Annotated in this window: 27 protein-coding genes; 5 read left to right on the forward strand and 22 right to left on the reverse strand. The window is 33.7% G+C overall.

The annotated features are described in order from the left end of the window. Nucleotides 1–17 precede the first annotated feature (17 nt). The 5 genes from sufD to AC27VX_RS01505 form a co-directional block, all read right to left on the reverse strand. On the reverse strand, nucleotides 18–1,325 hold the full coding sequence (gene sufD / locus AC27VX_RS01485; protein ID WP_488693868.1) for a Fe-S cluster assembly protein SufD: 1,308 nt from the start codon (nucleotides 1,323–1,325) through the stop codon (nucleotides 18–20). Between the two features lie 165 nt (nucleotides 1,326–1,490). Next, nucleotides 1,491–2,234, reverse strand: a complete 744-nt coding sequence (gene sufC / locus AC27VX_RS01490) for a Fe-S cluster assembly ATPase SufC (protein WP_236856836.1) — start codon at nucleotides 2,232–2,234, stop codon at nucleotides 1,491–1,493. Nucleotides 2,235–2,263: 29 nt separating this feature from the next. Continuing rightward, on the reverse strand, nucleotides 2,264–2,674 hold the full coding sequence (gene uraH, locus AC27VX_RS01495; RefSeq protein WP_236856837.1) for a hydroxyisourate hydrolase: 411 nt from the start codon (nucleotides 2,672–2,674) through the stop codon (nucleotides 2,264–2,266). Between the two features lie 21 nt (nucleotides 2,675–2,695). After that, nucleotides 2,696–4,144: a Fe-S cluster assembly protein SufB gene (gene sufB / locus AC27VX_RS01500; protein WP_236856838.1), complete on the reverse strand. Its 1,449-nt coding sequence runs from the start codon at nucleotides 4,142–4,144 to the stop codon at nucleotides 2,696–2,698. A gap of 84 nt (nucleotides 4,145–4,228) precedes the next feature. Beyond that, nucleotides 4,229–4,558, reverse strand: a complete 330-nt coding sequence (locus tag AC27VX_RS01505; protein ID WP_027372006.1) for a HesB/IscA family protein — start codon at nucleotides 4,556–4,558, stop codon at nucleotides 4,229–4,231. A gap of 214 nt (nucleotides 4,559–4,772) precedes the next feature. Between AC27VX_RS01505 and AC27VX_RS01510 the strand changes: the two genes are divergently transcribed. Both AC27VX_RS01510 and AC27VX_RS01515 read left to right on the forward strand, forming a co-directional pair. Next, nucleotides 4,773–5,714 carry a GLPGLI family protein gene (locus AC27VX_RS01510; protein WP_488693512.1) on the forward strand — a complete coding sequence of 314 codons (942 nt, stop codon included), beginning with the start codon at nucleotides 4,773–4,775 and terminating at the stop codon, nucleotides 5,712–5,714. Nucleotides 5,715–5,731: 17 nt separating this feature from the next. After that, entirely contained in the window at nucleotides 5,732–6,580 is an 849-nt protein-coding gene (locus AC27VX_RS01515) for a GLPGLI family protein (RefSeq protein WP_488693514.1), read from the forward strand. 69 nt (nucleotides 6,581–6,649) lie between these two features. On the opposite strand, the gene AC27VX_RS01520 is transcribed toward AC27VX_RS01515, so the two are convergent. The 6 genes from AC27VX_RS01520 to AC27VX_RS01545 all read right to left on the reverse strand — a co-directional run bounded on the left by AC27VX_RS01520 (nucleotide 6,650) and on the right by AC27VX_RS01545 (nucleotide 12,243). Then, entirely contained in the window at nucleotides 6,650–8,761 is a 2,112-nt protein-coding gene (locus AC27VX_RS01520; RefSeq protein WP_488693516.1) for a peptidase domain-containing ABC transporter, read from the reverse strand. Beyond that, a complete protein-coding gene (locus AC27VX_RS01525; RefSeq protein WP_488693518.1) occupies nucleotides 8,748–9,275 on the reverse strand; it encodes a TlpA family protein disulfide reductase in 528 nt (175 codons plus the stop codon). The genes AC27VX_RS01520 and AC27VX_RS01525 overlap by 14 nt, the downstream gene beginning before the upstream one ends. Nucleotides 9,276–9,279: 4 nt before the next feature. Then, complete coding sequence (locus AC27VX_RS01530; RefSeq protein WP_488693520.1) at nucleotides 9,280–9,927, reverse strand: hypothetical protein; 648 nt, start codon at nucleotides 9,925–9,927, stop codon at nucleotides 9,280–9,282. Nucleotides 9,928–10,617: 690 nt separating this feature from the next. Next, a complete protein-coding gene (locus AC27VX_RS01535) occupies nucleotides 10,618–10,779 on the reverse strand; it encodes a hypothetical protein (RefSeq protein WP_488693522.1) in 162 nt (53 codons plus the stop codon). A gap of 1,044 nt (nucleotides 10,780–11,823) precedes the next feature. After that, nucleotides 11,824–11,967, reverse strand: a complete 144-nt coding sequence (locus AC27VX_RS01540; protein ID WP_488693524.1) for a hypothetical protein — start codon at nucleotides 11,965–11,967, stop codon at nucleotides 11,824–11,826. Nucleotides 11,968–11,982: 15 nt separating this feature from the next. After that, entirely contained in the window at nucleotides 11,983–12,243 is a 261-nt protein-coding gene (locus AC27VX_RS01545) for a hypothetical protein (RefSeq protein ID WP_300684922.1), read from the reverse strand. Between the two features lie 352 nt (nucleotides 12,244–12,595). On the opposite strand from AC27VX_RS01545, the gene AC27VX_RS01550 reads away from it, so the two are divergent. From AC27VX_RS01550 to AC27VX_RS01560, 3 genes are read left to right on the forward strand one after another with little or no spacing between them, the layout of a single operon-like run. After that, nucleotides 12,596–12,967: a hypothetical protein gene (locus AC27VX_RS01550; RefSeq protein WP_488693526.1), complete on the forward strand. Its 372-nt coding sequence runs from the start codon at nucleotides 12,596–12,598 to the stop codon at nucleotides 12,965–12,967. Nucleotides 12,968–12,981: 14 nt separating this feature from the next. Beyond that, nucleotides 12,982–13,173 carry a hypothetical protein gene (locus AC27VX_RS01555; RefSeq protein ID WP_488693528.1) on the forward strand — a complete coding sequence of 64 codons (192 nt, stop codon included), beginning with the start codon at nucleotides 12,982–12,984 and terminating at the stop codon, nucleotides 13,171–13,173. 1 nt (nucleotide 13,174) lies between these two features. After that, nucleotides 13,175–14,041, forward strand: a complete 867-nt coding sequence (locus tag AC27VX_RS01560) for a response regulator transcription factor (RefSeq protein ID WP_236856848.1) — start codon at nucleotides 13,175–13,177, stop codon at nucleotides 14,039–14,041. Between the two features lie 179 nt (nucleotides 14,042–14,220). Here AC27VX_RS01560 and AC27VX_RS01565 read toward each other — a convergent pair whose 3' ends face one another. From AC27VX_RS01565 to AC27VX_RS01615, 11 genes are all read right to left on the reverse strand, one after another. Then, complete coding sequence (locus AC27VX_RS01565; protein ID WP_488693530.1) at nucleotides 14,221–15,117, reverse strand: helix-turn-helix transcriptional regulator; 897 nt, start codon at nucleotides 15,115–15,117, stop codon at nucleotides 14,221–14,223. Beyond that, nucleotides 15,110–15,679 carry a GNAT family N-acetyltransferase gene (locus tag AC27VX_RS01570; RefSeq protein ID WP_488693532.1) on the reverse strand — a complete coding sequence of 190 codons (570 nt, stop codon included), beginning with the start codon at nucleotides 15,677–15,679 and terminating at the stop codon, nucleotides 15,110–15,112. Before AC27VX_RS01570 ends, AC27VX_RS01565 begins: the two co-directional genes overlap by 8 nt. Nucleotides 15,680–16,270: 591 nt before the next feature. Continuing rightward, nucleotides 16,271–16,420 carry a hypothetical protein gene (locus AC27VX_RS01575; protein ID WP_236856851.1) on the reverse strand — a complete coding sequence of 50 codons (150 nt, stop codon included), beginning with the start codon at nucleotides 16,418–16,420 and terminating at the stop codon, nucleotides 16,271–16,273. Between the two features lie 438 nt (nucleotides 16,421–16,858). Beyond that, nucleotides 16,859–17,722, reverse strand: a complete 864-nt coding sequence (ypfJ, locus tag AC27VX_RS01580) for a KPN_02809 family neutral zinc metallopeptidase (protein ID WP_300684912.1) — start codon at nucleotides 17,720–17,722, stop codon at nucleotides 16,859–16,861. Nucleotides 17,723–17,800: 78 nt separating this feature from the next. Then, complete coding sequence (locus AC27VX_RS01585; protein ID WP_236859544.1) at nucleotides 17,801–19,879, reverse strand: LTA synthase family protein; 2,079 nt, start codon at nucleotides 19,877–19,879, stop codon at nucleotides 17,801–17,803. Between the two features lie 303 nt (nucleotides 19,880–20,182). Further along, nucleotides 20,183–20,701 carry a 6,7-dimethyl-8-ribityllumazine synthase gene (gene ribH / locus AC27VX_RS01590; protein WP_034734563.1) on the reverse strand — a complete coding sequence of 173 codons (519 nt, stop codon included), beginning with the start codon at nucleotides 20,699–20,701 and terminating at the stop codon, nucleotides 20,183–20,185. 3 nt (nucleotides 20,702–20,704) lie between these two features. After that, nucleotides 20,705–21,412 (reverse strand): tetratricopeptide repeat protein, encoded by a 708-nt coding sequence (locus AC27VX_RS01595; RefSeq protein ID WP_236856852.1) that lies wholly within the window; start codon nucleotides 21,410–21,412, stop codon nucleotides 20,705–20,707. A gap of 204 nt (nucleotides 21,413–21,616) precedes the next feature. Further along, entirely contained in the window at nucleotides 21,617–22,153 is a 537-nt protein-coding gene (locus AC27VX_RS01600) for an adenine phosphoribosyltransferase (protein ID WP_236856853.1), read from the reverse strand. Next, on the reverse strand, nucleotides 22,154–23,356 hold the full coding sequence (locus AC27VX_RS01605; RefSeq protein ID WP_236856854.1) for a hypothetical protein: 1,203 nt from the start codon (nucleotides 23,354–23,356) through the stop codon (nucleotides 22,154–22,156). It abuts the gene before it with no gap. Nucleotides 23,357–23,406: 50 nt separating this feature from the next. After that, nucleotides 23,407–24,423 (reverse strand): hypothetical protein, encoded by a 1,017-nt coding sequence (locus AC27VX_RS01610; RefSeq protein ID WP_488693537.1) that lies wholly within the window; start codon nucleotides 24,421–24,423, stop codon nucleotides 23,407–23,409. 143 nt (nucleotides 24,424–24,566) lie between these two features. Next, on the reverse strand, nucleotides 24,567–25,898 hold the full coding sequence (locus tag AC27VX_RS01615; protein ID WP_236856856.1) for a quinol:cytochrome C oxidoreductase: 1,332 nt from the start codon (nucleotides 25,896–25,898) through the stop codon (nucleotides 24,567–24,569). Between the last annotated feature and the right edge of the window lie 3 nt (nucleotides 25,899–25,901).

Genomic DNA, 25,901 nt, shown 5'->3' on the forward strand with positions numbered 1-25,901 from the left:
TATCAAATATATAAATCTTAAAATTCTATATCTACTTGCAGTTTCTCAGCCAATAGCTTTGAAATTTTTTCTTTTAGAGGCTCTATGTCGATATTTTGCATAGCGTCATTTGCAAAAGCATATAAAAGCAATGCCTGAGCTTCTTTTTTAGAGATTCCTCTTGCTCTCAGATAGAACAAGGCATCTTCATTCAGCTGGCCTACTGTACATCCGTGAGAACATTTTACGTCATCAGCAAAGATCTCCAACTGAGGTTTTGTGTCAATACTGGCTCCTTCGCTCAGCAATACATTGTTGTTCTGCTGATAAGCATTTGTTTTCTGAGCAATTTTATCAACAAAAACTTTTCCGTTGAAAACTCCGTGTGCATTCCCGTCAAAAATACCTTTGTAGTTCTGATAACTTTCACAGTTAGGGAATTTATGGTGAACAGCTGTATGGTGGTCTACCAGCTGATCTTTTCCAATAATGGTAATTCCGTTCATAAAAGAATTAATGTTTGAACCATTATGGATAAAATCCAGGTTATTTCTTACCAGTTTACCTCCGAAAGAGAACGTGTTTACAGTTGTTAAGCTATCTCTCTCCTGCTTGGCAAAAGTGCTGTCAATAAGATATGATGTATTATTATCATTCTGAAGTTTATGCCAGTCTGCTTTTGCATTTGGAGAGGTGAAGATTTCCGTCACCGAGTTTGTCAATACATAAGTACTGTCAAAATTGTGATGGCTTTCAATGACTTCTACTTTTGCTCCTTCTTCTACGATCAATAAGTTTCTTGTATTGTAGAAGGTGTTTTCTTCCTGATTTTGAGAAATATAGAAAATGTGGATCGGCTTTTCAATCACTACATTTTTAGGAACCTTCAAAAAGAAACCGTATTTACAGTAAGCAAGGTTTAAGTTCGTGAAAGCCTGATCCTGAACAGCAATGCTGTTGAAATATTTTTCAAAAACTTCTTTATGCTTATCATCATTCAATGCATAGTTGAATGAAAGGAACTCTACATTTTCAATTGAAACTTTTGATAGCTCTTTGTGAAGCTTACCGTTTATGAAAACAATCCAATCAAAATTCTCCTCTCCCAGATGCAGTTCATCAAACTGCTCTTTCGTAAGATTGTGGCTTTCTTTCGGGAAGAAGTTGTAGCTTTTTTCCGAGATCTCCTTTAGATTGGTATATTTATATTCTTCGTCTTTTTTTGTTGGAAAACCAAGGCTTTCAAACCTTTGAAGAGCTGCTTTTCTATCATCATCCAGAAATCTGTGACGAAGACTCTCCAAAAATTCATTATGGTTCTCTATAATTTGTTCTTTTAATGCCATTACTGGTATATCTGTGGTTTGCACCATTTTTTCTTTTTATTTGAACTAAAATATTGTCATTCCGAGGAAAACTGAATCAATTTTTAACAATAGAGATTCTATGTTTTACTATTCTTCATAGAATGACGGCGAAAATTTTAATCTCCGAAATAATCGATTTTCTCCTTAGTTAAGCAGCCAGTCGTAACCTTTCTCTTCAAGTTCTAACGCTAAAGATTTGTCACCTGTTTTGATGATTTTTCCATCTGCTAAAACGTGAACGAAGTCAGGTTGAATATAGTTAAGCAATCTCTGATAGTGGGTAATCAAAAGAACTGCATTTCCTTCATTTTTAAAGTGGTTTACACCATCTGCAACGATTCTTAATGCATCAATATCTAATCCTGAATCTGTTTCATCAAGAATTGCCAACTTAGGATTAAGCATCATCATCTGGAAGATCTCATTTCTTTTCTTTTCACCTCCTGAGAATCCCTCGTTCAATGATCTTGAAAGGAAATCTTTCTTGATTCCTAATTTTTCAGATTTGTCACGGATCATTGCAAGCATCTCTTTTGCCGGCATTTCTCCTAATCCGTTTGCTTTTCTTGTTTCATTTAAAGCAGCTTTGATAAAGTTCGTTACAGAAACTCCCGGAATTTCCACTGGATACTGGAAAGAAAGGAAGATCCCTTTATGAGCTCTGTCTTCAGGAGCGTCCTCAATGATGTTTTCTCCTTCGAAAAGAATCTCTCCGCCAGTCACTTCGTAATCCTCTTTTCCAGCGATTACAGAAGAAAGGGTAGATTTACCAGCTCCGTTTGGCCCCATGATAGCGTGAACTTCACCTGGTTTTATTTCAAGATTAATCCCTTTTAATATTTCTGCGCCATCTTCAATTTTGGCGTGAAGGTCTTTAATTTGTAACATTCTTGCTAACTTTTTCTTTTTATAATTGTTTAGCTTCCCCTATATGTGGAATATCCGAAAGGTGATAAAGTAATCGGAACATGATAATGCTCGTTGTCTTTTATCCGGAATATTACCTCAATTGATGGATAGAAGCTTTCTATATTTTTATGTTTGTAATAATCTTCTATGAAAAATACAAGCTTGTATTTCCCATTATTACCGGCTTTTTGATAAGGTAAAAAATCTGAAACCCTGCCATTATTATCAGTTTGCTTTTTACCTATAGAAACCCACTTTTGAGTAGTTTCATTATATTTTTCCAGTTCTATTTCTACCCTTCCGGCAGGTTGTCCCTGTGAAATATCAAGAATATGACTTGAAAGTTGAAATCCTGTCTTTTCCTGAGCTGAAAAGCTCAGAAAAATTAATCCAAAAAAGGCCAGTAAGAATTTTTTCATAGAGAATATTTTATCAATTGACTATCCAACTGATCCTTCTAATGAAATTTCCAATAACTTCTGAGCTTCTATTGCAAATTCCATTGGAAGTTTATTTAAAACCTCTTTACTGAATCCGTTTACAATAAGGGCAATTGCTCTTTCTGTATCAATTCCTCTCTGGTTGCAGTAGAAAATCTGATCTTCTCCAATTTTTGAAGTAGTTGCCTCGTGCTCCAATTGTGCAGTAGGATCTTTGATCTCAATATAAGGGAACGTGTGGGCTCCACATTCGTTACCCATTAACAGAGAGTCACATTGGGAGAAGTTTCTCGCTCCTTTTGCAGAAGGCATTACTTTTACCAGACCTCTGTATGAATTTTGGGATTTTCCTGCTGAAATACCTTTTGAAATGATCGTAGATTTGGTATTTTTCCCAATGTGGATCATTTTTGTACCGGTATCTGCATATTGGTGGTTGTTGGTTACCGCGATAGAGTAGAACTCTCCGATAGATCCATCACCTTTCAAGATACAAGAAGGGTATTTCCATGTTACAGCAGATCCTGTTTCCACCTGTGTCCATGAGATTTTTGCATTTCTTTCGCAAAGTCCTCTTTTCGTTACAAAGTTGAATACACCTCCTTTTCCTTCTTCATTACCTGGGTACCAGTTCTGAACCGTTGAATATTTGATCTCTGCATCATCTAATGCAATAAGCTCTACTACAGCTGCATGAAGCTGGTTTTCATCTCTTGATGGTGCTGTACATCCTTCAAGGTAAGAAACATAGCTTCCTTCGTCTGCCACAAGAAGTGTTCTTTCAAACTGCCCTGTTCCCGCCTGGTTGATACGGAAGTAAGTGGAAAGTTCCATCGGACATCTTACGCCCTTAGGAATGTAGCAGAAACTTCCGTCAGAGAATACTGCAGAATTTAAAGCTGCATAAAAGTTATCCCCTCTTGGAACTACTTTTCCAAGATATTTTCTTACCAGATCAGGGTGATTTTTAATCGCCTCAGAAATTGAACAGAAAATAACTCCTTTTTCCGCCAGTGTATCCTGGAAAGTTGTTTTCACAGAAATTGAGTCCATTACGATATCTACAGCAACTCCTGAAAGTCTTTTCTGCTCTTCGATGTTAATCCCTAGCTTTGCGAAAGTTTTCAATAACTCAGGATCTACTTCATCAAGGCTGGCCAATTCAGGTTTTACCTTGGGAGCCGCGTAGTAACGGATTGCCTGGAAATCTGGTTTTTCATATTTGATATTAGCCCAGTCAGGCTCCACCATTTTCTGCCAGATTTTGAAAGATTCCAAACGCCATTCAGTCATCCATTCCGGCTCTTCTTTTTTAGCAGAGATGGCACGGATGATATCCTCATTTAAACCAATTGGGAAGTCTTCATAATCTATCTTCGTTTCCCAACCGAATTCGTATTTTTTATTTTCTAGATCGACCCTTAAATCGTCTTCAGTATATTTACTCATTATTATTTTTTAGATTTCAGATTTTAGATTTCAGATTTCAGAATTAAGCCTGAGGTCTGTTCTCTAGTATCTAATGTCTTTTCTCTAAAGACTAAATGATTCTCCACATCCACAAGTTCGGGATGCATTCGGGTTATTAAAAACAAACCCTTTTCCGTTCAATCCTCCTGAGTACTCAAGAGTCGTTCCTGCTAAATAAAGGATGGATTTTTTATCTATAATAATTTTAATGTTATTATCTTCAAAAATCTGATCTGTGTCTGTTTTTTGGTTGTCAAACTTTAAAACATACTCTAAACCAGAGCATCCGCCGCTTTTCACTCCCACTCTTATATAATCTTCAGCAGGGTTAAAACCATCTTCAGTCATTAACTGAATGGCTTTCTCCTTTGCATAGTCTGATACTTTTATCATTGTATTTATTTAGAATGATTTAATGATGCAAAAGTACAAACTAATTTCCGCAATCTCAAATCGAAGCTATCTATTTTAATGATTCTGATCTTAATAGGAAATTTTAAAAACGAGATGCGTTCCGGAATTGTGTAATTTTACTCTCATCAACCTGAGAATCTTTGGGTTTGATTTAACCTTAAATGATCTTTTTAATCTATAAAGAAAATAAGCAATGAAACAAAAATTACTTGGCTTTTTTGTATTGTTTCTAGCAGTGATGTCCTATGGACAGACTACGAGATATATTTATGAAACTTTGGTCAACCCGGATTCAATCAATTTGGTGACCATGAAAAGTGAACGGACTTTCCTGGATGTTAAAAATGACCGTTCCTTATTTATCAGTGAAAATAAGCTGGTGAGAGATTCTATTTTTACCTCTTTTAAATCTGAAGTAAAAGAAAATAATAAGAAAGAAGAGAAAGAATTTTCAAAACTGGAGGGAAAGAAATATAATGAACCCACCTTTTTTGAATATTTTATCATCAAAAATATTCCTGAGCAAAAAATATATTTTTATGACCGTGCAGCGGGCAAACAGATTTATTATCAGGAGGACAGACCCATCCGTTGGGAAATTACAAAAGATATCGAGAAACAAAATGGATATGCTGCTCAAAAAGCAGTTACAAATTTTGGAGGTCGAACCTGGACAGCCTGGTTTACGAAAGATATTGCAGTTTCTGACGGGCCCTATAAGTTTTCCGGATTACCTGGACTGATCGTTAAACTGGAAGATGATAACGGGGATTATAAATTTGATCTTGTAAAAAAGATAGTGCTAAAAAATGCATTTGAAGAACCCATCAGTTCTGATGTGAAGCAAAGTACAAGAGTTAATTTCCATGGTGATAAAGCTGCTCTGGAAATGGAATTTGGTAAAAACAGGAAAACTGCTTCTGGAAATGGAAATGCTGCTGAAATGATGAATCAGGGAGGAGGAAGACATAAGGGAGGAATGAATGGAGGCGGAGGCATGAGAGGCGGAGGCCGTTCCGGTGGCGGAATGTACAGAGGAATGGGTGGCGAAGGGATTCCGATGGGAGGAAGTCCAACCATGGGAGGCGGTTCTATGAAAGCTGGTATAAGCCAGAATCCGATTGAGTTGAATTAAATAAAGAAAAAATAGAAATGAAAAAAATAGGAATTATCGCCCTTGCGATTTTTATACAGAATATTTCCGCCCAAACGAACAGGTTTGTATATCAGGTTACCATGAAACCGGATGCTGAAAATAAAACGGATATCAAAACAGAAAATGCCTATTTGGATATTTCTCCGGAAAAATCAGTTTTCTACTCTGAAAACAGAATTAAGAGAGACTCCATTATGCAAAAAGCATTTCAGGGAGGCGGAGGAAGAGGAAGCATCAACAGAGATCAGATGGAAGGATTAAGAACCAACATCAACTATACTGTTGAAAAAGATAAGAAGAATCAAAAAACGTATTTTAAAGACAGAATAGGGAGAGATATTTATTCTTATGAAGAAGACCGGCCAATAAACTGGAAGATTTCTTCTGAGACAAGAAAGATAGGAGAGTATAAAGTTCAGAAAGCTGAAACGGATTTTGCAGGAAGAAAATGGACTGCATGGTTTACGACTGATCTTCCTTATCAGGATGGGCCTTACAAATTCGGAGGGCTTCCGGGGCTTGTTGTAAAAGTGGAAGATGATAAAGGAGATTATTCTTTTGATCTGATGAAGAACTTTAAAATTGCTGAGCTTCCGACATTAAACCAATTTGGAAATACGCTTAAAGTAAAAAGAACAGATTTTTTAAAGCAACAGAATAAGTTTAAAACTGATCCAATGTCATTCATGAGCCAAAGCGGGGGAGGTGTTTCTGCTCCAATGAGAATAGGAGGTGGAAGAGGAGCCAGTGGCGGAAATCAGAATCCTGCCGATATGAGAAAAAGAATGGAGGAGAGAGTAAAAGAGGATGCTAAGAAAAATTCTAACCCGATTGAACTACAATAAATGTAAACCCCGGAAAATTTTCCGGGGTTTACTTATAATCACCTCTTTATAATTGTAATATACTGTACTTTATAGCTGAAAATTCAATTCTGAAACAAAGGTTTGATCCAGTATCAGTATTTTATCAGAAATTTCTTTTAATTCTTCCTGATAATGACTGACAATGAAAATGACTTTTTCAGATTTTAATTTTTGTATCAATTTGTAAATAAATCTTCTGTTGTCTTTATCTAAAGAAGAGGTAGGCTCGTCTAAGATCAAAAACAGGGGATCATGATACAACGTTCTCATCCATCCTATTAATTGTTTTTGGCCTCCGGATAAATTAATACCCTCCTCTCCCGCTAATGTTAAAAAGCCCTGTGGCAAAGAATTAATAAATGTGTCAAAACCCAGAATACCCAATTTCTCTAACTTCTCATCATTTACCTTCTCATCAAGAATGATATTTTCTAAAATAGTACCATTGAATAACTGGATGTTTTGTGGAACAATACCGATCATATTACGCCAGCTGTTTATGGAAATATCATTTAAATCTATACTATCATTGATAATAATTTTGCCATTTTCAGGCAGATAATTCTTCTGTAAAACTTCAGTTAATGTTGTTTTACCACTGCCGCTTTCTCCAAGTAGGCCGGTTATGGAGCCTTTTTGTAAAGAAAAAGAAACTCCATTCAGTAACCGTTTTCTTCCATTAAATCTGAAGTCAATATTTTTAACATCAATAGATTGGATATCTGTTATATTGCCCCCCTCTATCTTTTCTTTTTCCAGGGAAGAATACTCAAACATTCTGTCAAAGGCTACTTTTGCTTCCTGTATCGGAATCATTACTAATGCTAAATTAGTAGTTGAAGTAAGTAATGAGCCAGAAATTCCGATAATAGCCATTAATTCTCCAAGCTTTATTTCACCGTTTAAAACATGGTAAGAAGAATAGCTAAGAATAAGTAATAGAAAAATAATTAAAACCAATCCTGAATAAAGAGAGATGGTTAAATTAAGCTTTCCCAACTCAAAAATTTTTGTCTGAAAAAATCCGAATATGGTTTCATTTTTTTTTATAAACAATTGCTGCTTAGAAAATCCTTTGATAACTTCTATACCTCTGATGCTATCTATATAATTAGCCTCATTGATACTGTAAGACTGCATCATGTTTCTTTGGGATACAATAATTTTTTTATTGAAACTAAAAATGATATAAAAAATAACAGGTGAAATAATAATACAGACTAAGGCAATTTTCCATGAATAGAAGAAAAGGAAGCTTATTGCAATGAGAACGCCTAAAATATCTACTGCTGTATTGGTTATTAATTGTTTTATAACAGCCTGTATTCTCTGCGTATCATTAAGTCTTGCTACAAAATCTCCAATTTTTCTGCTGTCAAAAAATACTTTCGGAAGATAGAGTAAAGATGAATAAAATTTTTTATTGATTCGTTCATTAAAAGCTTTGTTCTGCCTTATGGTATATAATTCTTTTAATGCCTGAATAATAACTCTTGCCAGAAGCAGGAATCCAAGAAAAGAGATACTTAATATAAGAAGTTGTATTTTTTTCTCAGGTAAAATGTCATCTATTAATTTTTGTGAAAAAACAGACATGGACATTCCTAATAGAGTAAAAATGAATCCTAATATAATAATATAATAAATAGATTCCTGATCTTCTTTGATAAGGCTTCTAAACCATGCTTTTTTATCTTTCTGAATTTTCTGCTTTTTCTGGAATTGATCATTGGGTTTTAAGGTGAGGCAGGTTCTGGACTGCCATACTTTTTCCAGATATTCTCTCGTCCAGTATTCTAATCCTTTGGCAGGATCTCCGATAAGAAATTTATTATTTCCAGTAGAATCATAAGAATAGCATATAACATAATGTTCAAATTTTTGATCGATAACGGTATGTAAAATAGCGGGTTCTGAGTGTTCTATTAATGCCTGTGTATCGGCCTCACATCCCTGTGCGTAAAAGCCAATTGAATTGGCACATTGATGTAGCCCAAGAAGTGTAGTTCCTGTTTTACCTGTTCCGCTTTTTTCACGGAGCATTTCCAGTGAGATGTCTCCTTCATAATATCGCACTAAGGATTGCAGGCATCCAATACCGCAATCTGTTAAATCTTTTTGAAGGGAGAATGTTTTTTTTATGTGTTTATTTTCTTTCATCAAAACTGTTTATGAGTTTATCTAATTTTATAGCTCCTGGATTTCTTTTAATAAGATGATTCTTCTTATCATATATCAGGAAATAAGGAACACTACTGATTGCTAATTTTTGATAAAGAATTGCCATTTCATCATGACACCAGAAAATATCAGTCTGTTGATCAAGCTTATATTTTGCAGCAAACTCTTTAATCTCGTTCAAAGGTTCACTGGCGACCCAAATCCATTGTATATCTTTAGCTGTATGTTTATTTTTAGATAACTCTTTTGCCTCTGCATGGCAAAAATGACAACCGGGGCTGAAATATATAATGATTTTAGTTTGACCATGTGCCAGATTTTCCTGTGTAAAAGTGTTTCCATCAATAGTTGAAAGATGAAATGAGGGAATGTCTTTCAGGGCCTCTGCTTTTTGTTTTTTTTCCTGAAAATTTAAAAATAAATAGACGACCAGTCCTATTGCCAAAACGGGAATAACAGCTGCTAGTACTTTTAAAATTTTTTTTTTCTTCATCCTTTTAATATTGTGCATTTAAAATAAAAAACGAAACGACCCCTGCCCAGAACAGGAGAGCCATACCATAGGTTAGACTTGTTAAGGCTAAAGATTTTAGGAAACTGATTTTTTGTTCTGAAAGCTCCCAAATTCCCCACGCAAGAATTCCCCAGTAAAATAGCTCAAACAGATTGGCCAATTGTAAAGGATAAGCAAGCCACTTTTCTGTAGAAATATATTCTTTAATGTTTAATAAAGAGATCGGATAGTAGGTTTGAAGGGTTTCCATGGTATATTCTGTATCAATCCAATAGAAATTGACAAACTTGTAGATTCCTGCTATAATAAAAACATATTCTGCTATTAAAACGAGACTTATTAATTGTGAAAATTGTATGTTCTCTAAACCTGGTAAATCCAGAACCTTAATGAAATTGAGGCAGAAAGCCACCAATAAAACTTTTATTCCAATAAGAAATGGGAGTAATGTGTAGCTAAGCCACCACCATTTTTTCTGATTATCCATATAGTCCTGCACCATCTCATTGGGATAGTCCTTAGCGAGAAAGTCAAATATTTTGGAGCTGGTGGTAATGTAAGTTTTATCGAGATAGGTGAGCAAACAATAGCACACGACAATCCCTATGAAAAGGAAGAAATTTTTCATCATAAATAATAGAAATTTTATTTTCTGTGTTTTTATTAAAAATTTAATTCAGCATAATTGCGAAGAGATGGAACGTTTTGTAAACAATATGATCTTAACTTAAAAAGAGAGGCTTTTACACCTTCTATTTAACAGCTCATCTATTTATTTACGATCATATTTCCGGTAATATGAATGTCCAATTTTTTTTAACGAATTGTGAAACCTTGCAAACTTTTCAATTGCATGACATTCAATCTCTTTCAAAGATCACTTTGAACAGATTCTTTTATACTGTTGAGCTCTATGATCTCTAAAAAAATATCAATCTGAGTTTCTTTTTTAGATGAAAAATACTCTTCTTATAAATATCGTACACAACCATAAAATAGGGCGGAACCTATATGTGCGAGCGCAAAATTCATTGTCATTAGACCTCCTACGGCCATCATTGATGAGAAGTAACACGGGGTTCCGACTCCATGTCCATGAATGTTTTCTAATTGTTCAAAATTTAGTTTGGTCATTTTTTTTGTAATTTAAGAATGTTAAAAGCATACCTGTAAATATAACCAGTACTGTGATATACTTATTTTTTGCTTCATCTATAAAGGGATAAAAATAGTTTACTACTACCACTAATGAAATAATAACCATTAAAGTAAATATAATATATCTTAATACCTTCTTATTCATTTTGTATATTTTAAGTTATTATGAAAAACAACCCATTGAAATAGCACCGATAGCTCCTGTCCACAATCCCATTGCAGCACCTGCTGGGCCCATAAAAGCACCTATCCCGCCAGCAACAAGTGTTGCTGCACTCATGAGTGCGCAGTCTCTTCCTTTTCCATTACCTTGCAAATTTTCCATTTGCGAAACGTTTAACTTTTTCATTTTTTTGAATTTTTGTAGTTGTTAAATAATTTGTTTGTCATACATACCCTGACATGGGCTTTTTGCTGATCAGCCTATTTATACTTTGTACTGTACACATACAAAAAATAAACATTTGTGTTTTATCTGTAGCAAACTTATGTTGCCGGATAAAAGTTTCAAAAGATTTTACCCTTAAATTGATCCTTAAATTACTAAGGGTAGGAAATAAGGATTTTTAAGTTGTTGATTATGTGTGTTTTGTATATGAAGTATACATTCGTGATGCAGCATAAACTATAAAAAAAGAATTGGAACGCTCTTTTATTTTAAAGTTTTTCAAACTGTTAATTCAGCAGGCAAAAATGTTTAAAAATGATATATTAAAAAATAAATTTTCGGAATAAAACTTATTTTTCAGTTATTTGTTATACCCTAATATCTCTACAAGCAAAAAAAGAGAATAACTGATAATCCTGTCTGTTTCAATAGGTTTCCTGATAAATAATAAATAAATGCTCATAATTGAGCAAAATGCGAGTTATAGGATATGAATATTCTTTCTCATATATAATATGAATTTTATTTTTGTGTTTTTATTAAAAAGTTTAAAATGTAATTTTTTCGGAATTGCGAAGAGCCAAGTTGTGCTGTAAATCAGAGTATTTTGATATTAAGAGAGAGGTTTTTACACCTCTCTGGTTAATATCATATTAATTTAAAAAGTAAAACTTTATTTCCGTTTAAAAGGGCGATAAAAATCTAGAAATATAATATGAAAATTACATTTCATACAGTAAAAAACCAACCAAAAACAATGAAATCCCACAAATAAGTGAAAACAGAATGTCTTTAAATTTGGTATTCTTACTAACATGTATAGCTAAAACACATGACATTCCTACAATAAAAAAAAATGTATAAGCCTTGAAAGATAATACTGACATGTTATATGCCATGTATAAAATAGGAATGTATACAAGAATTATTAAATTCCTTTTTTCTTTAATTAATGAAACTGCCATAATATTAAAATTTACATTACCAAGATGCTACCCAGCACGACCACGCTAGGTTATAACCGAAAATAGGATTGATTAAAGTTGTAACAACTGCTGTATTCCAACAATCTTTCGGTTTTCCTCCTTTGATGATCTCCATATTTTTATTCTCTAACTTTTTCATAATATATATATATTATTACATTGAATAAAGATAGCAACCGAGACCCCAAATTGCTGCACCCACACCAATAGCAGGAATAAGTGCACCAACTCCGCCAGCAACAATAGCTGTTATATTACACTGATGGATGCTGCCACCTTGCAAATTTTCCATTTGCGAAACATTTAATGTTTTCATCTTTTTGAATTTATAAGTTAATAAATAATTATTTGCCATACAATCCCTGGCATGGGTTTTTTGCTGATCAGCGATATTTATACTTTGTATTGTGCACATACAAAAAATAAACATTTGTGTTTTTACCTGAAGCAAACATAAGAGGTTGAATCAAGTTTTGTGGAAAAAAAAGCACTTAAAAAGCACTTAGATTATCTCAGGGTTTATCTCAGGTTTTTTCAACATTTGATAATCAGTAATTTATTACATTTTAGCAATCATTCTTAAATTCTGATAATGTCCAAGAGTGAGAAAAAAAGATTAGATTTTCTTTTAGATTATTAGAATATATATGTAATTTAGAACTTTAAATAATGGCGTATAATATATTGTTAGTCAGTATTTTGTATTTGTATTTTTTTTCTTGAAAGATACTAAATATGTAATTTTTTACTTTATACATCACTAGAATATGAAAAATTTAAATGAGACAGAGAGGTTTCACCTAAAATCAATTTTAGCCAGGGCTTTTATCAATAATAAATCTGTTAATTATATTCTTAAGAGGAAGCATGACATGTCATTAATATTACGACTTATGGATTATTCTATCAATAAGGCTAAAAGATATGGATGGGTCTGGGTAAATGATCAAAATAATGCGTGTTGTATCATTTTAGATCCTTTAAAAGCAAAGAAAATGACTCTCTACTCTATATGTTTAGATATCAAATTAGTTTTTACTGTTGTTGGTGTAAACAATGTTGGCAAAGTATTTAAAAAAGAGAATCTAACAAATAAGTATCTTCCCAAGAATATAGATTTTTACATCTTTGGTTTATAGGAGTTGAATGTACAGTGCAAGGGCAGGGATTGGGAAGCGATTTTTTAAAACAAATAATAAGTTATTATATAGGTAAGACAGATGCTATTTGTTTAGAAACTTCTACATTAATTAATATCCCTTTTTATGAGAAACTAGGCTTTGAGATTTATCATGTTGAAGATTTTGGGTTTGACTTCTATTTTTTAATAAAATACTTGAAATAAGATGTTTGGCTCAGAGATAAAATTTGTCACATTTATATATATATGTACGTTGCTATTTATTTTGGTGATTGTATTCGTAGGGATTTTAAAGACTAAAGGCAATAAAAATTTTAATTATAAGTTTTTCCTTTTAACATTGTCTGTTTTATTGAATAATATTAGTTCAGGATTATTTCCTGATAAAAACCTTAAAATAAATATTCTTTCCCAAAATATTATTGCGTATACGATTGGTTTAGTAACAATTGCATATTATGCCTATTATCTTTCCTTATATTATAATTTGACATTCAGGAGTTATTTAAAGTTTAATTATATAATTATTTTTCTATCAGTAAATCTGGTAGTAGGTTTTATAATTCCATATACTATTACTGATAACCTACAGATTTCACGTAGAATATTTCTAGTATTCCCAGTTTTATTGATTTTTTTGCTATTATATATTATTTACAAAAGTCAATTTAGTTACTATTTTGGATTTAAAAATAAGTATGAGGAATTTCATTCTTTAGCGGGATTAACCGGTATTATTAGTGTTGTTTCAGTGCCTATTACTATGCTATTATTAGGAGATGATCAGACAGTTGAACAAACTCTATTTACTTTGGGGTATTTTTTTATCTGTATAGAATATTTTTTATACAAAAATTCTATACAACAAGTTTATTCATATGATCTTACTGATAGGGAATCAGAAATTTTGAACTTGATTATAAATGATGAGAAAATTAAATATGCAGAGATAAGTACTAAACTTAATATTTCAGAGAAAACTGTATCAACTCATTTATCCAATATATATAAGAAAGTAGATGTTAAAAGTAAAAAAGAACTAATAAAAAGAATTAATGAAAAGAATCTTTAGGGCTTTAGCTGATCACTGGCATTTATTTTTTATAGCTTGCACATACAAAAGATAAAAATGTGTTTTTTAACTTATATTGATGAGGAAAAGTTTCAAAAGATTTTATCCTTAAATTTCTAAAGGTAATCCCTAAGGGTTTTAAGATTTGATTATTAGATTTTTGCAAATTAAAGGTTCTGTTAGACATCCAGTGTGTTTTTATAGAACTCGCTTATTTTTCTAATTTCATCTTTACTTTTTATACCTAGCTTCTTATAAATATTAGACAGGTGAGACGAAAGGGCTCCTTCAGAAATGTTCAATGCTTTACTTAATTCAGCATATTTCAAATTAGGATCTTTGAGAAGTATATTTAGTATTTGGGTTTCTCTTATAGTAAGGGTTTCAAAAGAGATATCTTTTTTCATTTCTTTCCTACGTAAACCGTAAAAGAAGTGGTCAACGGTTAAAACAAAAAACCCGAGACTGAAAAAAGTCTGTTCTATCCATTGGTTATCACCAAATATTAATATCGTAACAGGAAGAGATAATAATGCTAAGAAGGCTAGTATTCCATTAAAATCATAGATCTTGAATAGGATGTTTTTCCGGTTTATTATTTTTATATATTGTTTGTGTATTACGAGTATAGCAGCAAATGACAATAATGCCAAAAAGAAACCTAGAAAATAAGTTCTCGAAGTTTCTAATGAGCCAGTAATGGTATAGGGAAGGATAAATAAGATGATAAAAGACAGCAGAGTAAATATTCCAATTAATTGTAAAGATAGCTTGCCTTTAAAAGTTAAATTATACTCATTTTTTATAAAAACAAAATAGTGAAACACTACAGCCAATCCGACAATCCATGCGAAGATATTCTGTGAGACAAGATTAATTTCAAAATTCTTATCAGGAAGAAGCCCTTCAACGATATTATAAAGCAACCCTGATAAAAGGATTCCTAAAAATTTAAGATAGTAATTTACATCCCGAGTATTCCATTTGAAAATCAGTTGGATGCACACCACAATGATCATCAATATGAATATGATGATATAAATAAATGTGCTAAAACAAATTTCAGTATTAAACATATTTTAAAAAATAAAGAGGATAATCTAATTCAAATGTTTCATGGAAGATAATAAAGCCGTTTCGTGTATAGAAGGCTCGGTTTTCAGGAGTTGTTGTTTCTATATAAATAAGCTGGTTATTATAAATTTCAAGTGATTCTTTTAAAAGCTGGCTTCCGATTCCTTTTCCCTGTTCTTGTGGAATGACAGCCATAAGCCAGAGATGGATAAATTCTTCTTCAGGATGAAAATTTTTTAAAAGTTTCTCTCTCTTTAGGACTTTAAACATATTTTCTAAGCCTATACAGGTAAATAATAATTTAATTTCGAGCAGCAGTTTTCTAAAACTAAACTTTGTTTTGTCAAGATAAAGAATACATCCTTTGCCATCATCACTTAAGAATGCATTACCATCCATCATAGACAAATCAAATTGAAATTCCATAAGGGCTTTCAGCCTTTTTGATCGGTTACCGGATTTTTTAACTACAAAGTTGATGGAATTAGGAATGAGGACATCGATGAATGATTGACACAATATATCAACGATATGTTTCCGGTCAAGATAAGTAGCTTTTCTCATTTGTTTGTTTTCCCTAAAATATGAAATAAAATGGAACTGAAAAATCGTTAATAACTGTTATTCAGTTGTTTATATTTTTTTTGAATAAAATTAGACTCAGGTTAAGTTTAGCATCACTTATTTCAATTTTTGGTAATATTAAGCGAATGAAAATCCTGATGTGAAAGTTTTTGCTTTATAAAAAATGTTTCTTTCAAATGAAATTATACATTTGCATTATCCTTAGAGCTAATAATCCCGGGTTTTACTGAGGTTTTCCTTCTCGCTTCTCATACTAATTATCGCAAGCTTTTAATTATTGTACGATAAAAAAGAATTGAAAATATTTAGATAAGAGAGGCTTTTACACCTCTCTATTATTAATCAAATTTTATTTATTATTGAAAAAACGTCCCAGCCCATATTTTCTTAAATTTGGGAAAAGGCTTTGTATTACTGGAGTAAGTACAAGAAAAATATAGATATAATAATAACCAAAGGAGTATTTAGATTGAAATTTTCTTTCCAGATAAAAAGTTATTAAAAACCCTATAATAAGTAATGTACACCAAAATATTTTCTTTTTCATAATTCGATTAATTTTTACTGAATTTAAAGGCATCCAAGAGAAGCACCAACAAATATAGCAGCAGCCCCTCCTGTGAAAAAGGACCCTACAACATTCAGGGCAATTCCTCCAACCGAACTATAGCCTGCGACCATACAATCTGACCAACGGCCATTACCATGCAAATTTTCCATTTGCGTAACATTTAATGTTTTCATTGTTTTGAAATTTTTAGTTAATAAATTTTTTACCAGTTCAACTGGCATAGACTTTCGTATTGTTATCGAGCCTATGTTGCAATCATAAGTTCAATATTATCAATACTTTTCAACGTTGAATATTTCAAAATTATAAATAAAAATATTTGAATTTTGCATGAAAATGTGCATTTTTATGGTAATTTTCAGGTAAAAGTCAAGGAATGTTTTTTTTGTGAAAATTGGAAAATTCGAAAAAAAATATACTGATTATAACTAAATTTAAAAAATTAGGACCCAAAATACTTTAATATATTGTACTATTTTCTAGTGTACACATTGTTGTACATAAAAAATTGTTTACTGATGACAGCAAATTAATAGAAAACCCCTGAGGAATATTCCTCAGGGGTTTTCTATTTTGATGATATTTATTTATTTCAAAAGCTGATTGAAAGTATCTCCTTGTCTGATGTCTCCGGTGTTATACCCTTTCATAAACCACTCCTTACGTTGTGCTGAGGATCCATGAGTAAAGCTTTCCTGATTAACATATCCTTGTGATCTTTTCTGAATATTATCGTCTCCTACAGCTTGTGCTGCATCTATTGCAGACTGAATATCTCCTGGTTCCAGAATATGTTTGGTATCATCTGTTCTTTTGGCCCACACTCCCGCATAAAAATCTGCCTGAAGCTCTGTAGCTACTGATACCTGATTCATTTGTGCTTCGGAATATCTGCCGCTTCTCCTTAAGGCATCCACTTTTTGAGTGGTACCGAGCAGGGTCTGTATGTGATGTCCCATTTCATGAGCAAGAACATATGCTACCGTAAATTCAGTGACTTTGGCGCCAAATCTTTGCTGAAGCTCATTGAAGAAGCTCATATCCATATATATCTTTTGATCAGCAGGACAGTAGAATGGGCCCATGGCTGCCTGGGCAGTACCACATGCAGAATTTGTTGTGCTTTTAAAAAGAACGATTTCAGGGTCGCTATATTTCATTCCATTTTCTGTAAAGATCTGGTTCCAGGTCTGGGTATTCCATGCTGCCATCATTTTGACCATTTCCCCTATATTTTTTTCTTCTACAGTAAGTTCTCTGGTTTCAGCGGAATTTCCGGAAGCTGGCATACTCCCCGAGTTCAGAATACCGGAAGGATCACCTCCCAAAAAGAAGACTATTGCGGCTATAATCAAAGTGCCGAGCCCCCCACCTACAATCATACCACCGCTGCCACCACCTGAACCACGGCGGTCATCAACGTTTCCGCCTCTGTCGTCTGTCCATTTCATATCAATTATTTTTATTGGTTAATTTAAATATTTTAAGTGAAAATTTATGTATATCTTCATTTTAAAATATTTAAATCTTTATTTGTTAAGTTGTTTTGTTTTCAGCCAGTATGATGTTGACTGATAGGCTGAAATAGCATCATCTACCAGCTTTTGATCTGTATTTTTTAATAGCTTCTCGTTGTAATACAATTTAAATTCAGGGGCAAGAGTGCTTTTTTCCAGCTCCAGAGAATACTGTTTTGTCTTTTTTACCGGCGAGATGATCGTAAGACGGTTATCCTTTACAAAACCAAGATCCTGATAAGTTGCAATATAAGCTTTAGGCTGGAATTCTTTTGTAAAGACATCCTGACCTAAAAATTTAGACTGATAGCTGAAATTCAATAATCCGAAAACAGTAGGCATAAGGTCTATCTGAGACATAAGTTTATCAAACTTCTGAGGCTGAATAAAACCTTCTGAAAAAACTAAAGCAGGAATTCTGTATTTATCCATCGGAAGTTCTGTTTTTCCGGCGCTGGATGCACAGTGGTCTGCAATGATTACAAAGACTGTATTTTTATACCACTCCTGTTTTTTAGCCATTTCAAAGAACAGCTTAAGAGAGTAGTCTGTATACTTTACCCCTCCTTCACGTGATTTTGATGTTCCCGGGATATCAATTCTTCCATCCGGATAGGTGAACGGTCTGTGATTGGAAACAGTCATCCAGTGATTGAAGAAAGGTTTCCCCGATTTTGCTTCAGCATTCATCACCTGAATAGCCTTTCTTGCCATATCTTCGTCAGCAACTCCCCATACATTGGCAAACGTAATTTCTTCAGGTTTAAAGTTGTTTCTGTCTACAATTCCATAACCATTGCCTGCGAAAAAGTCCTGCATATTGTCAAAATAACTGTATCCGCCATACAGGAATTTTACATCATATCCTTTGGATTTGAAGACATTTCCTGTTGTGAATTTATTTTTATTGTCATTTCTTTTGATAATACTTTCTCCGGCTGTAGGAGGAATACACAGCGTTAATGCTTCCAGTCCGCGTACAGTTCTGTTTCCTGTAGCATAAAGGTTGGTAAATAGTAATGATTTATCTGCTAAACTATCCAGGAACGGAGTAATCTTCTGGGTATTTCCATAATGTTCCATAAAGTCTGCTGAAAGACTTTCAATAGAGATCAATACTACATTTTTCTTTACTTCCGGCTGTTCAGCAACAATATTTCTTGATAATGTATGCTGTGGATATTGGCTTAGGAAGTTCTTTTCAGCCTGCTGCTGATTAAGCTGTGAATAAAACTGAAAATAATCCAGTTCATTATGAGTGAAAGCCCAATAAAATTTAGGGAGCCCATTGGCTTCAATTTCATCAGCAAAAACATTGTCAGATTTAATTTGCATTAACGATGGCAAGGTCAGTGTACTGATAAAGCAAAGAACAACAAATGATACCAGCAGCACCATCTTTTGCTTAAAATCAGGTAATTCCAGCAATTCATCTTTTGTTTTCTTATAAATAAACCAGGTAATAGTAAGCGTTACAATCATTATTCCTGAAAATAAAGGAATAACAGGGTAGCTTTCCATGATATTCCCTATTACTTCATTGGTATAGATCAGATAATCTACGGCAATGAAATTATAGCGTACCCCGAATTCATTATAAAAGAAATATTCACTCACGCCATTGAAAATAATCACAAGGACGTATAATAGCAAGGTAGTAAAATATAGTACATTACGGATTTTGAGTCTTTGGGTGGGCAGGAAAAGCATCAGTCCGAAGAAAAGTGTTTTTATTCCTACAAAAGCGAGGGCTACTTCCGTTACAGAGCCACCGTATTGTTTGAAAATATTATTAGGAATAAGCCATATATAGAGAAAGAATAGTGCTAAAGCTCCAAAAATAATGTATCCATAAGGATTTTTATATTTTGAATTGGAAAGGAACAGGAAGTACAGGGCGAGAATAGAGCTGGCAAGTATGAAAACGAAAATATCATTCACAAGACCTACCAACAGTACCTTTACGACCTCAAAAAATCCAAAACTAGCGGTAGTAATAGGATGAAAAAAGAATACTGTTCTTATTATCAACGAAATAACAAGATAGAAAACTCCTAAATATAGGAAAGGTTTTATTTTTCTTAAAAACATGTATTTACTGTCTATATTGGTTTTCACAAAGATAGTTTTTGTGTACAACTTTTTACATAAAAAAATGAAAACATAAGCTTTGTTATAAGATTTTATGAATCTTTAAAAGTTAAATGGAAACTGGAACTTATTTAATGAATTGAAATTTTAAAAACACTGTGATAAAAAGTAAAATGAAGAATAAAGTTACTTCTTTTCTGGCTATAAAGACTGTAAAAAAGGATGAATGTAGTGGTAGCTAAAATAAAAAAGCTATCTCATTTGTGAGACAGCCTATATATGATTGTTTGGATTGATCAAAAATTAAGAGTGACCGAAACCGATATTCCCTTTTTTATCAGATAATTTCTTTTTGAAATCAATCATTCTTAAAGCTGTTACCGCAGCTTCAACACCTTTGTTTCCAAGGTCACCTCCGCTTCTTGCAATAGACTGCTCTTTGGTATCATCTGTTAAAACACAGAAGATTGTGGGAGTATCTGTCATGATATTGCAGTCTTTTATTCCCTGTGCTACTGCAGAACATACATAGTCAAAATGAGGAGTTTCTCCACGGATTACACAGCCTATAGAGATTACTGCATCATATTTTCTCTCTTTGCAAAGCTGCATGCTTGCATAGTTCAATTCAAAAGCTCCGGGAACAGGGAAAAGCTTGATGTTTTCAGGTTTTACACCTTCTTTTTCAAGGATTTCCAAGGCTGCATCACGAAGATTGTACGTTACAAAGTCATTCCACTCAGAAAAAACAATGCCGATAGAAAAATCTTCGGCATTAGTTATATGAAGTGGCTTGTAATCGGAAAGATTAACTGTTGCCATTTTTTAATAATATTTAGTCATTTCAATGTAAGAATCAGACATTCCGTTGTCGTAGTCCTGATATTTCTCGTCAATTGCAGAGAAGTATTTTTTAGCGTCTGTTTTCTTGTTTAATCCTAAAGCTACAATACCTGCTTTTCTAGTGAAAAAATAAGTAGTATAAGGATCATCAGAAGCTGTAGATGCCTGGTCTAATAAAGAAAGAGCTTCGTCATTCTTATTAAGTCCTGACTTTGCATCTGCCATAGCACCATACTTCATTGCCATTAAAGTTTTGTTTTTTGAAGAAAACTTATCTAAAAGATCGTAAGCTTCCTGAAATTTTCCTTCTTTGAATTTCAATAAACCAGCATTGTAAGAAGAAAGTTTACCTATTTCGGTAGAAGAATATTCGTTATATGTTCCTACAAAACCTGGGTTAGCAGCTGATTTACCGCCCAATGCTTCTTTATCTTTGCCTTCTGCAAGGTTTTTTTGAGCAGCAAGGAAACTTTTTACAGCTTCAGTGTTTTGAGGAGCCACTACAAATTGTTTGTAAGCGAAAAATCCTAAAACTCCTAAAAGTAAAACTCCAAATACAAGACCTAACGGTTTTGAATATTTTTCAATGAATCTCTCAGTGTTTAAAGCTTCTCTGTCAAGGTCTTTAAAGAACTCAACTGTTTCTTTACCTTCTTGCTCATTCTGAGCACTCTTTCCCAATTTTGCCATAAGTTTTTAAAAATTGAAATGCAAATTTAATTGTTTCTGAATGATTTACAAAATACTTTATTGGTATTATTATGTAAATGTTGAGAATTTGCTTTTTTTTATACTAAAAAGACTTCGGCTCTGCTTAGTATGACATTTCTGAAACGGGTTGTTTCGCAGTGACTGTCACGCTGAGCGGAGCCGGAGAATATATTGGTGTATTTCTTAATATTCTAAAATATGATAGACTTCTGCCTCAAATTTCTTCAGCTTCTCATCTCCATTTAGGCCCGTTAATCCAATCAGGAAACTGAATTGGGAAACTGTAGCTCCTTGTTTTTCTACCAATTTGGCGGCTGCTTCTGTAGTTCCTCCTGTTGCAAGAAGATCATCGTGGATAAGAATCCTTTGTCCGGGCTTTATCTGTCCTTCGCGGGTTTCTATAACGGCACTTCCATATTCCAGATCATAGCTTTCAGAAATTATTGGGGGAGGAAGTTTTCCGGCCTTTCTAATTAAAATGAAAGGAACTTCCAAAGCTACAGCAATGGCAATTCCGAAAAGATATCCGCGGCTTTCTATCCCGCAGACAGCATCTACTTTTCCCTTACTGAAGGTTACAAGATCTGCAATGACTTCTTCGTAGAGTTTAGGATCTAGAAATATAGGTGAAATATCCTTGAATTGTATACCCGGAATAGGAAAATCAGGAACATTTTCTATTGTGCTTTCTAGTTTTTTGATCAGTTCTGCTGAAGCCATTTATGGATTGATTTTATAGCTGGAAATTTTCCAGTCTCCGTTTACGTTTTTAAGCCCGAATGTTACCTTTAAAGAGGTTGTTTTACCACTTTTATCAGTTACGTCATAAGTAGCATTTACACTTGCTCCATTAGGATTGGTTCCATTGGTAGTAATATTTTTTACGCTAACATTTTTTACTGATCCAAATCCTGACGTTGGATTTGAGAAAGACTCATAGCTTCCCCAGCTTGGATTGTTGGATGTTTCATAGGCTGCTTTCAGATTTTGAGAGCTTACGCTGTTCAAAAACTTACTGACTGTATTTTTAGGATCTGCAGTCGGTTGTTTTGGCGCTGCGGGAGCTGCCGGGGCCGCTGTAGCAGGATCAGTAGTTGTTGGGGGAGTTGCTGTAGGGTTATTAGGGTCTATAACGGCACTTGGCTGCTGATCTATAGCTGTAGTATCCGTTTTAGGGACTGCAGGAACTTTCAGGGCAGCTGCGTTAACATCAAGTCCTATTTTTGACATTTTGAAAGTTTTGGCAGTTGTCTTTACAGAAACTGTGATATCAATTTTGTTATCTACTACTTTTGATGCAGGGATGGAAGAGAACTTTAAGTTGAATCCTTTAAAGTTATTATCCTGCATTAGATTTTTAGCAGTAGCAAGTCGAACTCCGTTGCTGAAAACCTCCAATGTAGCTTCCAGACCTGCTCCGGTAAAGGATACTGGGTTTCCTGCCGCATCTACAAGTCTTGGAACAACCTGAATGGCGGTAGGAGCTCCTGCACCATCATTACCTGTAGGTGTTGTTACAATGCTCAATGAGCCTGCTTTTACATCGTTAGGATCGCTTTCTTTAGCTTTATCATCCCCAAAGATATTCATTTCTCCGAGTGATGGTGGGGCAGTACTGGCCCATTCTATTCCGTTTTTCTGTGCAACTTCGTCAGCCAGGGCCAAAATCTCAGGAACTTTTTTTCCATTGATCAGCTGTCCCAGTGCTTTTAGCTCATTCACATCACCGTCAGCTTCTACACCAAATGTCTTAAGGATATAAAGAGCTTCATTAAACTTAATCTGCTTAATGGTTGATAAACTGGCAGTCATATCATTGATACTAGACTGTAGTGTTTTAGTATTCGTAGCATCTACATGATCTTTCTTACATGCCATAAAAAGCAACAGACTGAAAACAAGTAGAAAAGAAAACTTTTTCATTTTTATTTGGTTTGTTGCAAATTTAATAAAACCTTTATTAATAGTGGATTTTATTTTTTGTTTTGTTGTTCTTTAAGATCATCCTTGAAAAAGCTGCTGAAAATAGTCTGCATATTTGGGAAGGATGGCTCTTTCCAATAGTGAGTTGTGTAATTGCTGTAATCTTTATTGAATTTTACTCCGTCAAGATTATTCTCATTACCAAAGCTGATTTCTGTCGTATAAAAGTTCTGATAATTAATAATTTGATTGAATTTTTCTTCGCTTTTATGTTTTAGTTTAAGATAAAGCAGCTCATTGAATTCTAGCAAGTCTTTAAGTGTTTTTTGTGAATTTTTTTCAAAAGCGATATTCTGAATTCCTTTCAAATCAAAAAACCGGAATCCAAAAATTGCAAATTCTTTTTGCTGCAGATATTCTCCGGTAACTTCAATTTCATCTTTAGAAGCTCCTTTAAGTTCTCTGATCTTTATGTTTTTCTTTCTATATTCATCTGGATTTCCCACTTTTTTCATATTTGGAATATCCAATGAATTGCCATAGTCCCAACTTGCAACCTGCTTTTTTTCTTTTTGGGGATCTGTTAGTCTGTAGGCCCGGTATTGTTCCACATAACTGCTTTTCAGTTTTTTAGTCTTATTATCAAAAACGTACGTAATTATTCCGTCAGCATAAGCATTCAGCTTATTGTTTACGGTAACATAAGAATTGAAATTACCTTTTATAAAAATATATTTTGCAAGCTTGTTATTTTTGATGACTACCGTTTCAATTTCTTTTACCTGATCATTAATTTTAATTACTGGTTGATCCAGGTCTGAATAGGAGAGTGTGGCAACCGGAAAATTATTATAGACCAGCTGAAATTTTTCCTGGTCAGGAGTTAAAGTTTGCTTGTCTATTTTACCATTAATGTCAGAGAAGGCAAGTATATTTCCATTTTTTCCCAATACAGAAACTTTAGGAAGTGGAGTACCCGTTTTTTCAGAAACAAAAGTAATGGTCTGAGCATGGGTAAAAATAGAAAGCAGGGTAAATAGTAAGTAGAGCAGATGAAATTTTTTCATAATAGTATTGGTTTTTGGGTAATATTGACCAGCTTTCTGTTACACTTAATAAATGAAAAAGTATGAATCAATCGCTTTTGGGCATAAAAAAAGACTGATTGTTTAACAATCAGTCTTTTATAGTTTTATTTTGTTACAAGTCCTTAGAAAGGATACTCATAAATTTCAGATTCGTGTAAGAATGGGTTTCCTGTAGGAATCAGCTTCAGTTTAGATAGAGCTGAAAGTACAGTAAACATAAACAATCCAGCTACGAATAGAACAGAACCTAATACTAACAAGAATACTTCAGGAGTTTTCCAGTATGGTCCTACCGTTCCCGGCATTACCATGTTGAAGTAGTCTAAAAGGTGTCCTAAGATAACTACAACCGCCATTACTGTTACTACTTTATAGTTTCTCTTGATGCTGCTGCTTACTAATACCAATAGTGGTAATAAGAAGTTTACGATCAGCATTGGTAAGAAAGTAGGAGAGTAGTGCTGGAATCTTCCGAAGAAGTAATTAACCTCTTCAGGAACGTTTGCATACCAGTAAAGCATGAACTGAGCAAACCATGTATATGTCCAAAGCATACTTGTAGCGAAAAGGAATACTCCTAAATCGTGTAAGTGATTATCATTGAACTGTGGTAAGAAACCATTTTTCTTAAGATAAACACTTAATAAAATAATAACAGCAATACCACTTGAAAGACAGCTAACCATTGAATACCAGATATACATTGTAGAATACCAGTGAGGGTCAATAGACATCAACCAGTCCCAAGCCCAAGCAGCAGAAGCAAATCCGAAGAATGCAATATATCCCACTGCCCATCTGTAAAGCATTTGATACTCAACTTTAGATTTAGTTTCGTCTACTTTTTTAGACTGAGCCTTTAATTTCCAAGCAAAGAAAGAAGCACCAATCACATAGATTAAAGTTCTTATTGCATAGAAAGGAATATTTAAGAATTTTTTCTTTTCGAATAAGATCACATCAAAATGAGGAGAATCCGGGTTTGTCAACTCGGGGTCCATCCAGTGGAATAAGTGACCATTGTGAGTGATATTCAAGATCATCATGATAATCAAGATAGCTCCTCCATAAGGAATAAATGAAGCAATAGCTTCCATTACTCTTGTAATGATAATTGGCCACCCTGCGTGAGCTGCGTGCTGAATACAGTAGAAAAACAGTACAGCACAACTTACTCCAAAGAAAAAGACAGCCACAAAGTGTAGTGATGCCAACGGCTGGTTGTGAACCTGAAGTTCAGTATGCTCTAGGTGAGCAGCGTGATCCTGTGGCCCAACCATTTCACTTGAGTGTGTAGGAGCAGTATGACCAGAAGCATGAACAGCTTCCATCATTTGTTCTATTTTCTCAGTAGAAAGTCCTTTATTCATAAAGAAGCCAATACCAAACAGAACTAAACCTACAACAAGAAGTATTATAGAAGTTGATTTTAATTTTGGTGAAAAACTATACATTTC

This window comes from Chryseobacterium sp. 14P4.3.2, assembly GCF_057799275.1.

What these genes read in the sequence shown, in the direction of transcription:
- AC27VX_RS01525 (WP_488693518.1), bottom strand. Translation starts at nt 9,275, where the DNA reads ATGAAGAAAAAAAAAATTTTAAAAGTACTAGCAGCTGTTATTCCCGTT.
- AC27VX_RS01510 (WP_488693512.1), top strand. Translation starts at nt 4,773, where the DNA reads ATGAAACAAAAATTACTTGGCTTTTTTGTATTGTTTCTAGCAGTGATG.
- AC27VX_RS01575 (WP_236856851.1), bottom strand. Translation starts at nt 16,420, where the DNA reads ATGGAAAATTTGCATGGTAATGGCCGTTGGTCAGATTGTATGGTCGCA.
- AC27VX_RS01545 (WP_300684922.1), bottom strand. Translation starts at nt 12,243, where the DNA reads ATGTGCACAATACAAAGTATAAATATCGCTGATCAGCAAAAAACCCAT.
- uraH (WP_236856837.1), bottom strand. Translation starts at nt 2,674, where the DNA reads ATGAAAAAATTCTTACTGGCCTTTTTTGGATTAATTTTTCTGAGCTTT.
- AC27VX_RS01600 (WP_236856853.1), bottom strand. Translation starts at nt 22,153, where the DNA reads ATGGCTTCAGCAGAACTGATCAAAAAACTAGAAAGCACAATAGAAAAT.
- AC27VX_RS01560 (WP_236856848.1), top strand. Translation starts at nt 13,175, where the DNA reads ATGTTTGGCTCAGAGATAAAATTTGTCACATTTATATATATATGTACG.
- ypfJ (WP_300684912.1), bottom strand. Translation starts at nt 17,722, where the DNA reads ATGAAATGGACAGACGACAGAGGCGGAAACGTTGATGACCGCCGTGGT.
- AC27VX_RS01595 (WP_236856852.1), bottom strand. Translation starts at nt 21,412, where the DNA reads ATGGCAAAATTGGGAAAGAGTGCTCAGAATGAGCAAGAAGGTAAAGAA.
- sufD (WP_488693868.1), bottom strand. Translation starts at nt 1,325, where the DNA reads ATGGCATTAAAAGAACAAATTATAGAGAACCATAATGAATTTTTGGAG.
- AC27VX_RS01535 (WP_488693522.1), bottom strand. Translation starts at nt 10,779, where the DNA reads ATGGAAAATTTGCAAGGTAATGGAAAAGGAAGAGACTGCGCACTCATG.
- AC27VX_RS01515 (WP_488693514.1), top strand. Translation starts at nt 5,732, where the DNA reads ATGAAAAAAATAGGAATTATCGCCCTTGCGATTTTTATACAGAATATT.
- AC27VX_RS01520 (WP_488693516.1), bottom strand. Translation starts at nt 8,761, where the DNA reads ATGAAAGAAAATAAACACATAAAAAAAACATTCTCCCTTCAAAAAGAT.
- AC27VX_RS01615 (WP_236856856.1), bottom strand. Translation starts at nt 25,898, where the DNA reads ATGTATAGTTTTTCACCAAAATTAAAATCAACTTCTATAATACTTCTT.
- AC27VX_RS01540 (WP_488693524.1), bottom strand. Translation starts at nt 11,967, where the DNA reads ATGAAAAAGTTAGAGAATAAAAATATGGAGATCATCAAAGGAGGAAAA.
- AC27VX_RS01550 (WP_488693526.1), top strand. Translation starts at nt 12,596, where the DNA reads ATGAAAAATTTAAATGAGACAGAGAGGTTTCACCTAAAATCAATTTTA.
- AC27VX_RS01570 (WP_488693532.1), bottom strand. Translation starts at nt 15,679, where the DNA reads ATGAGAAAAGCTACTTATCTTGACCGGAAACATATCGTTGATATATTG.
- AC27VX_RS01565 (WP_488693530.1), bottom strand. Translation starts at nt 15,117, where the DNA reads ATGTTTAATACTGAAATTTGTTTTAGCACATTTATTTATATCATCATA.
- AC27VX_RS01505 (WP_027372006.1), bottom strand. Translation starts at nt 4,558, where the DNA reads ATGATAAAAGTATCAGACTATGCAAAGGAGAAAGCCATTCAGTTAATG.
- sufC (WP_236856836.1), bottom strand. Translation starts at nt 2,234, where the DNA reads ATGTTACAAATTAAAGACCTTCACGCCAAAATTGAAGATGGCGCAGAA.
- AC27VX_RS01585 (WP_236859544.1), bottom strand. Translation starts at nt 19,879, where the DNA reads ATGTTTTTAAGAAAAATAAAACCTTTCCTATATTTAGGAGTTTTCTAT.
- AC27VX_RS01610 (WP_488693537.1), bottom strand. Translation starts at nt 24,423, where the DNA reads ATGAAAAAATTTCATCTGCTCTACTTACTATTTACCCTGCTTTCTATT.
- sufB (WP_236856838.1), bottom strand. Translation starts at nt 4,144, where the DNA reads ATGAGTAAATATACTGAAGACGATTTAAGGGTCGATCTAGAAAATAAA.
- AC27VX_RS01530 (WP_488693520.1), bottom strand. Translation starts at nt 9,927, where the DNA reads ATGATGAAAAATTTCTTCCTTTTCATAGGGATTGTCGTGTGCTATTGT.
- ribH (WP_034734563.1), bottom strand. Translation starts at nt 20,701, where the DNA reads ATGGCAACAGTTAATCTTTCCGATTACAAGCCACTTCATATAACTAAT.
- AC27VX_RS01605 (WP_236856854.1), bottom strand. Translation starts at nt 23,356, where the DNA reads ATGAAAAAGTTTTCTTTTCTACTTGTTTTCAGTCTGTTGCTTTTTATG.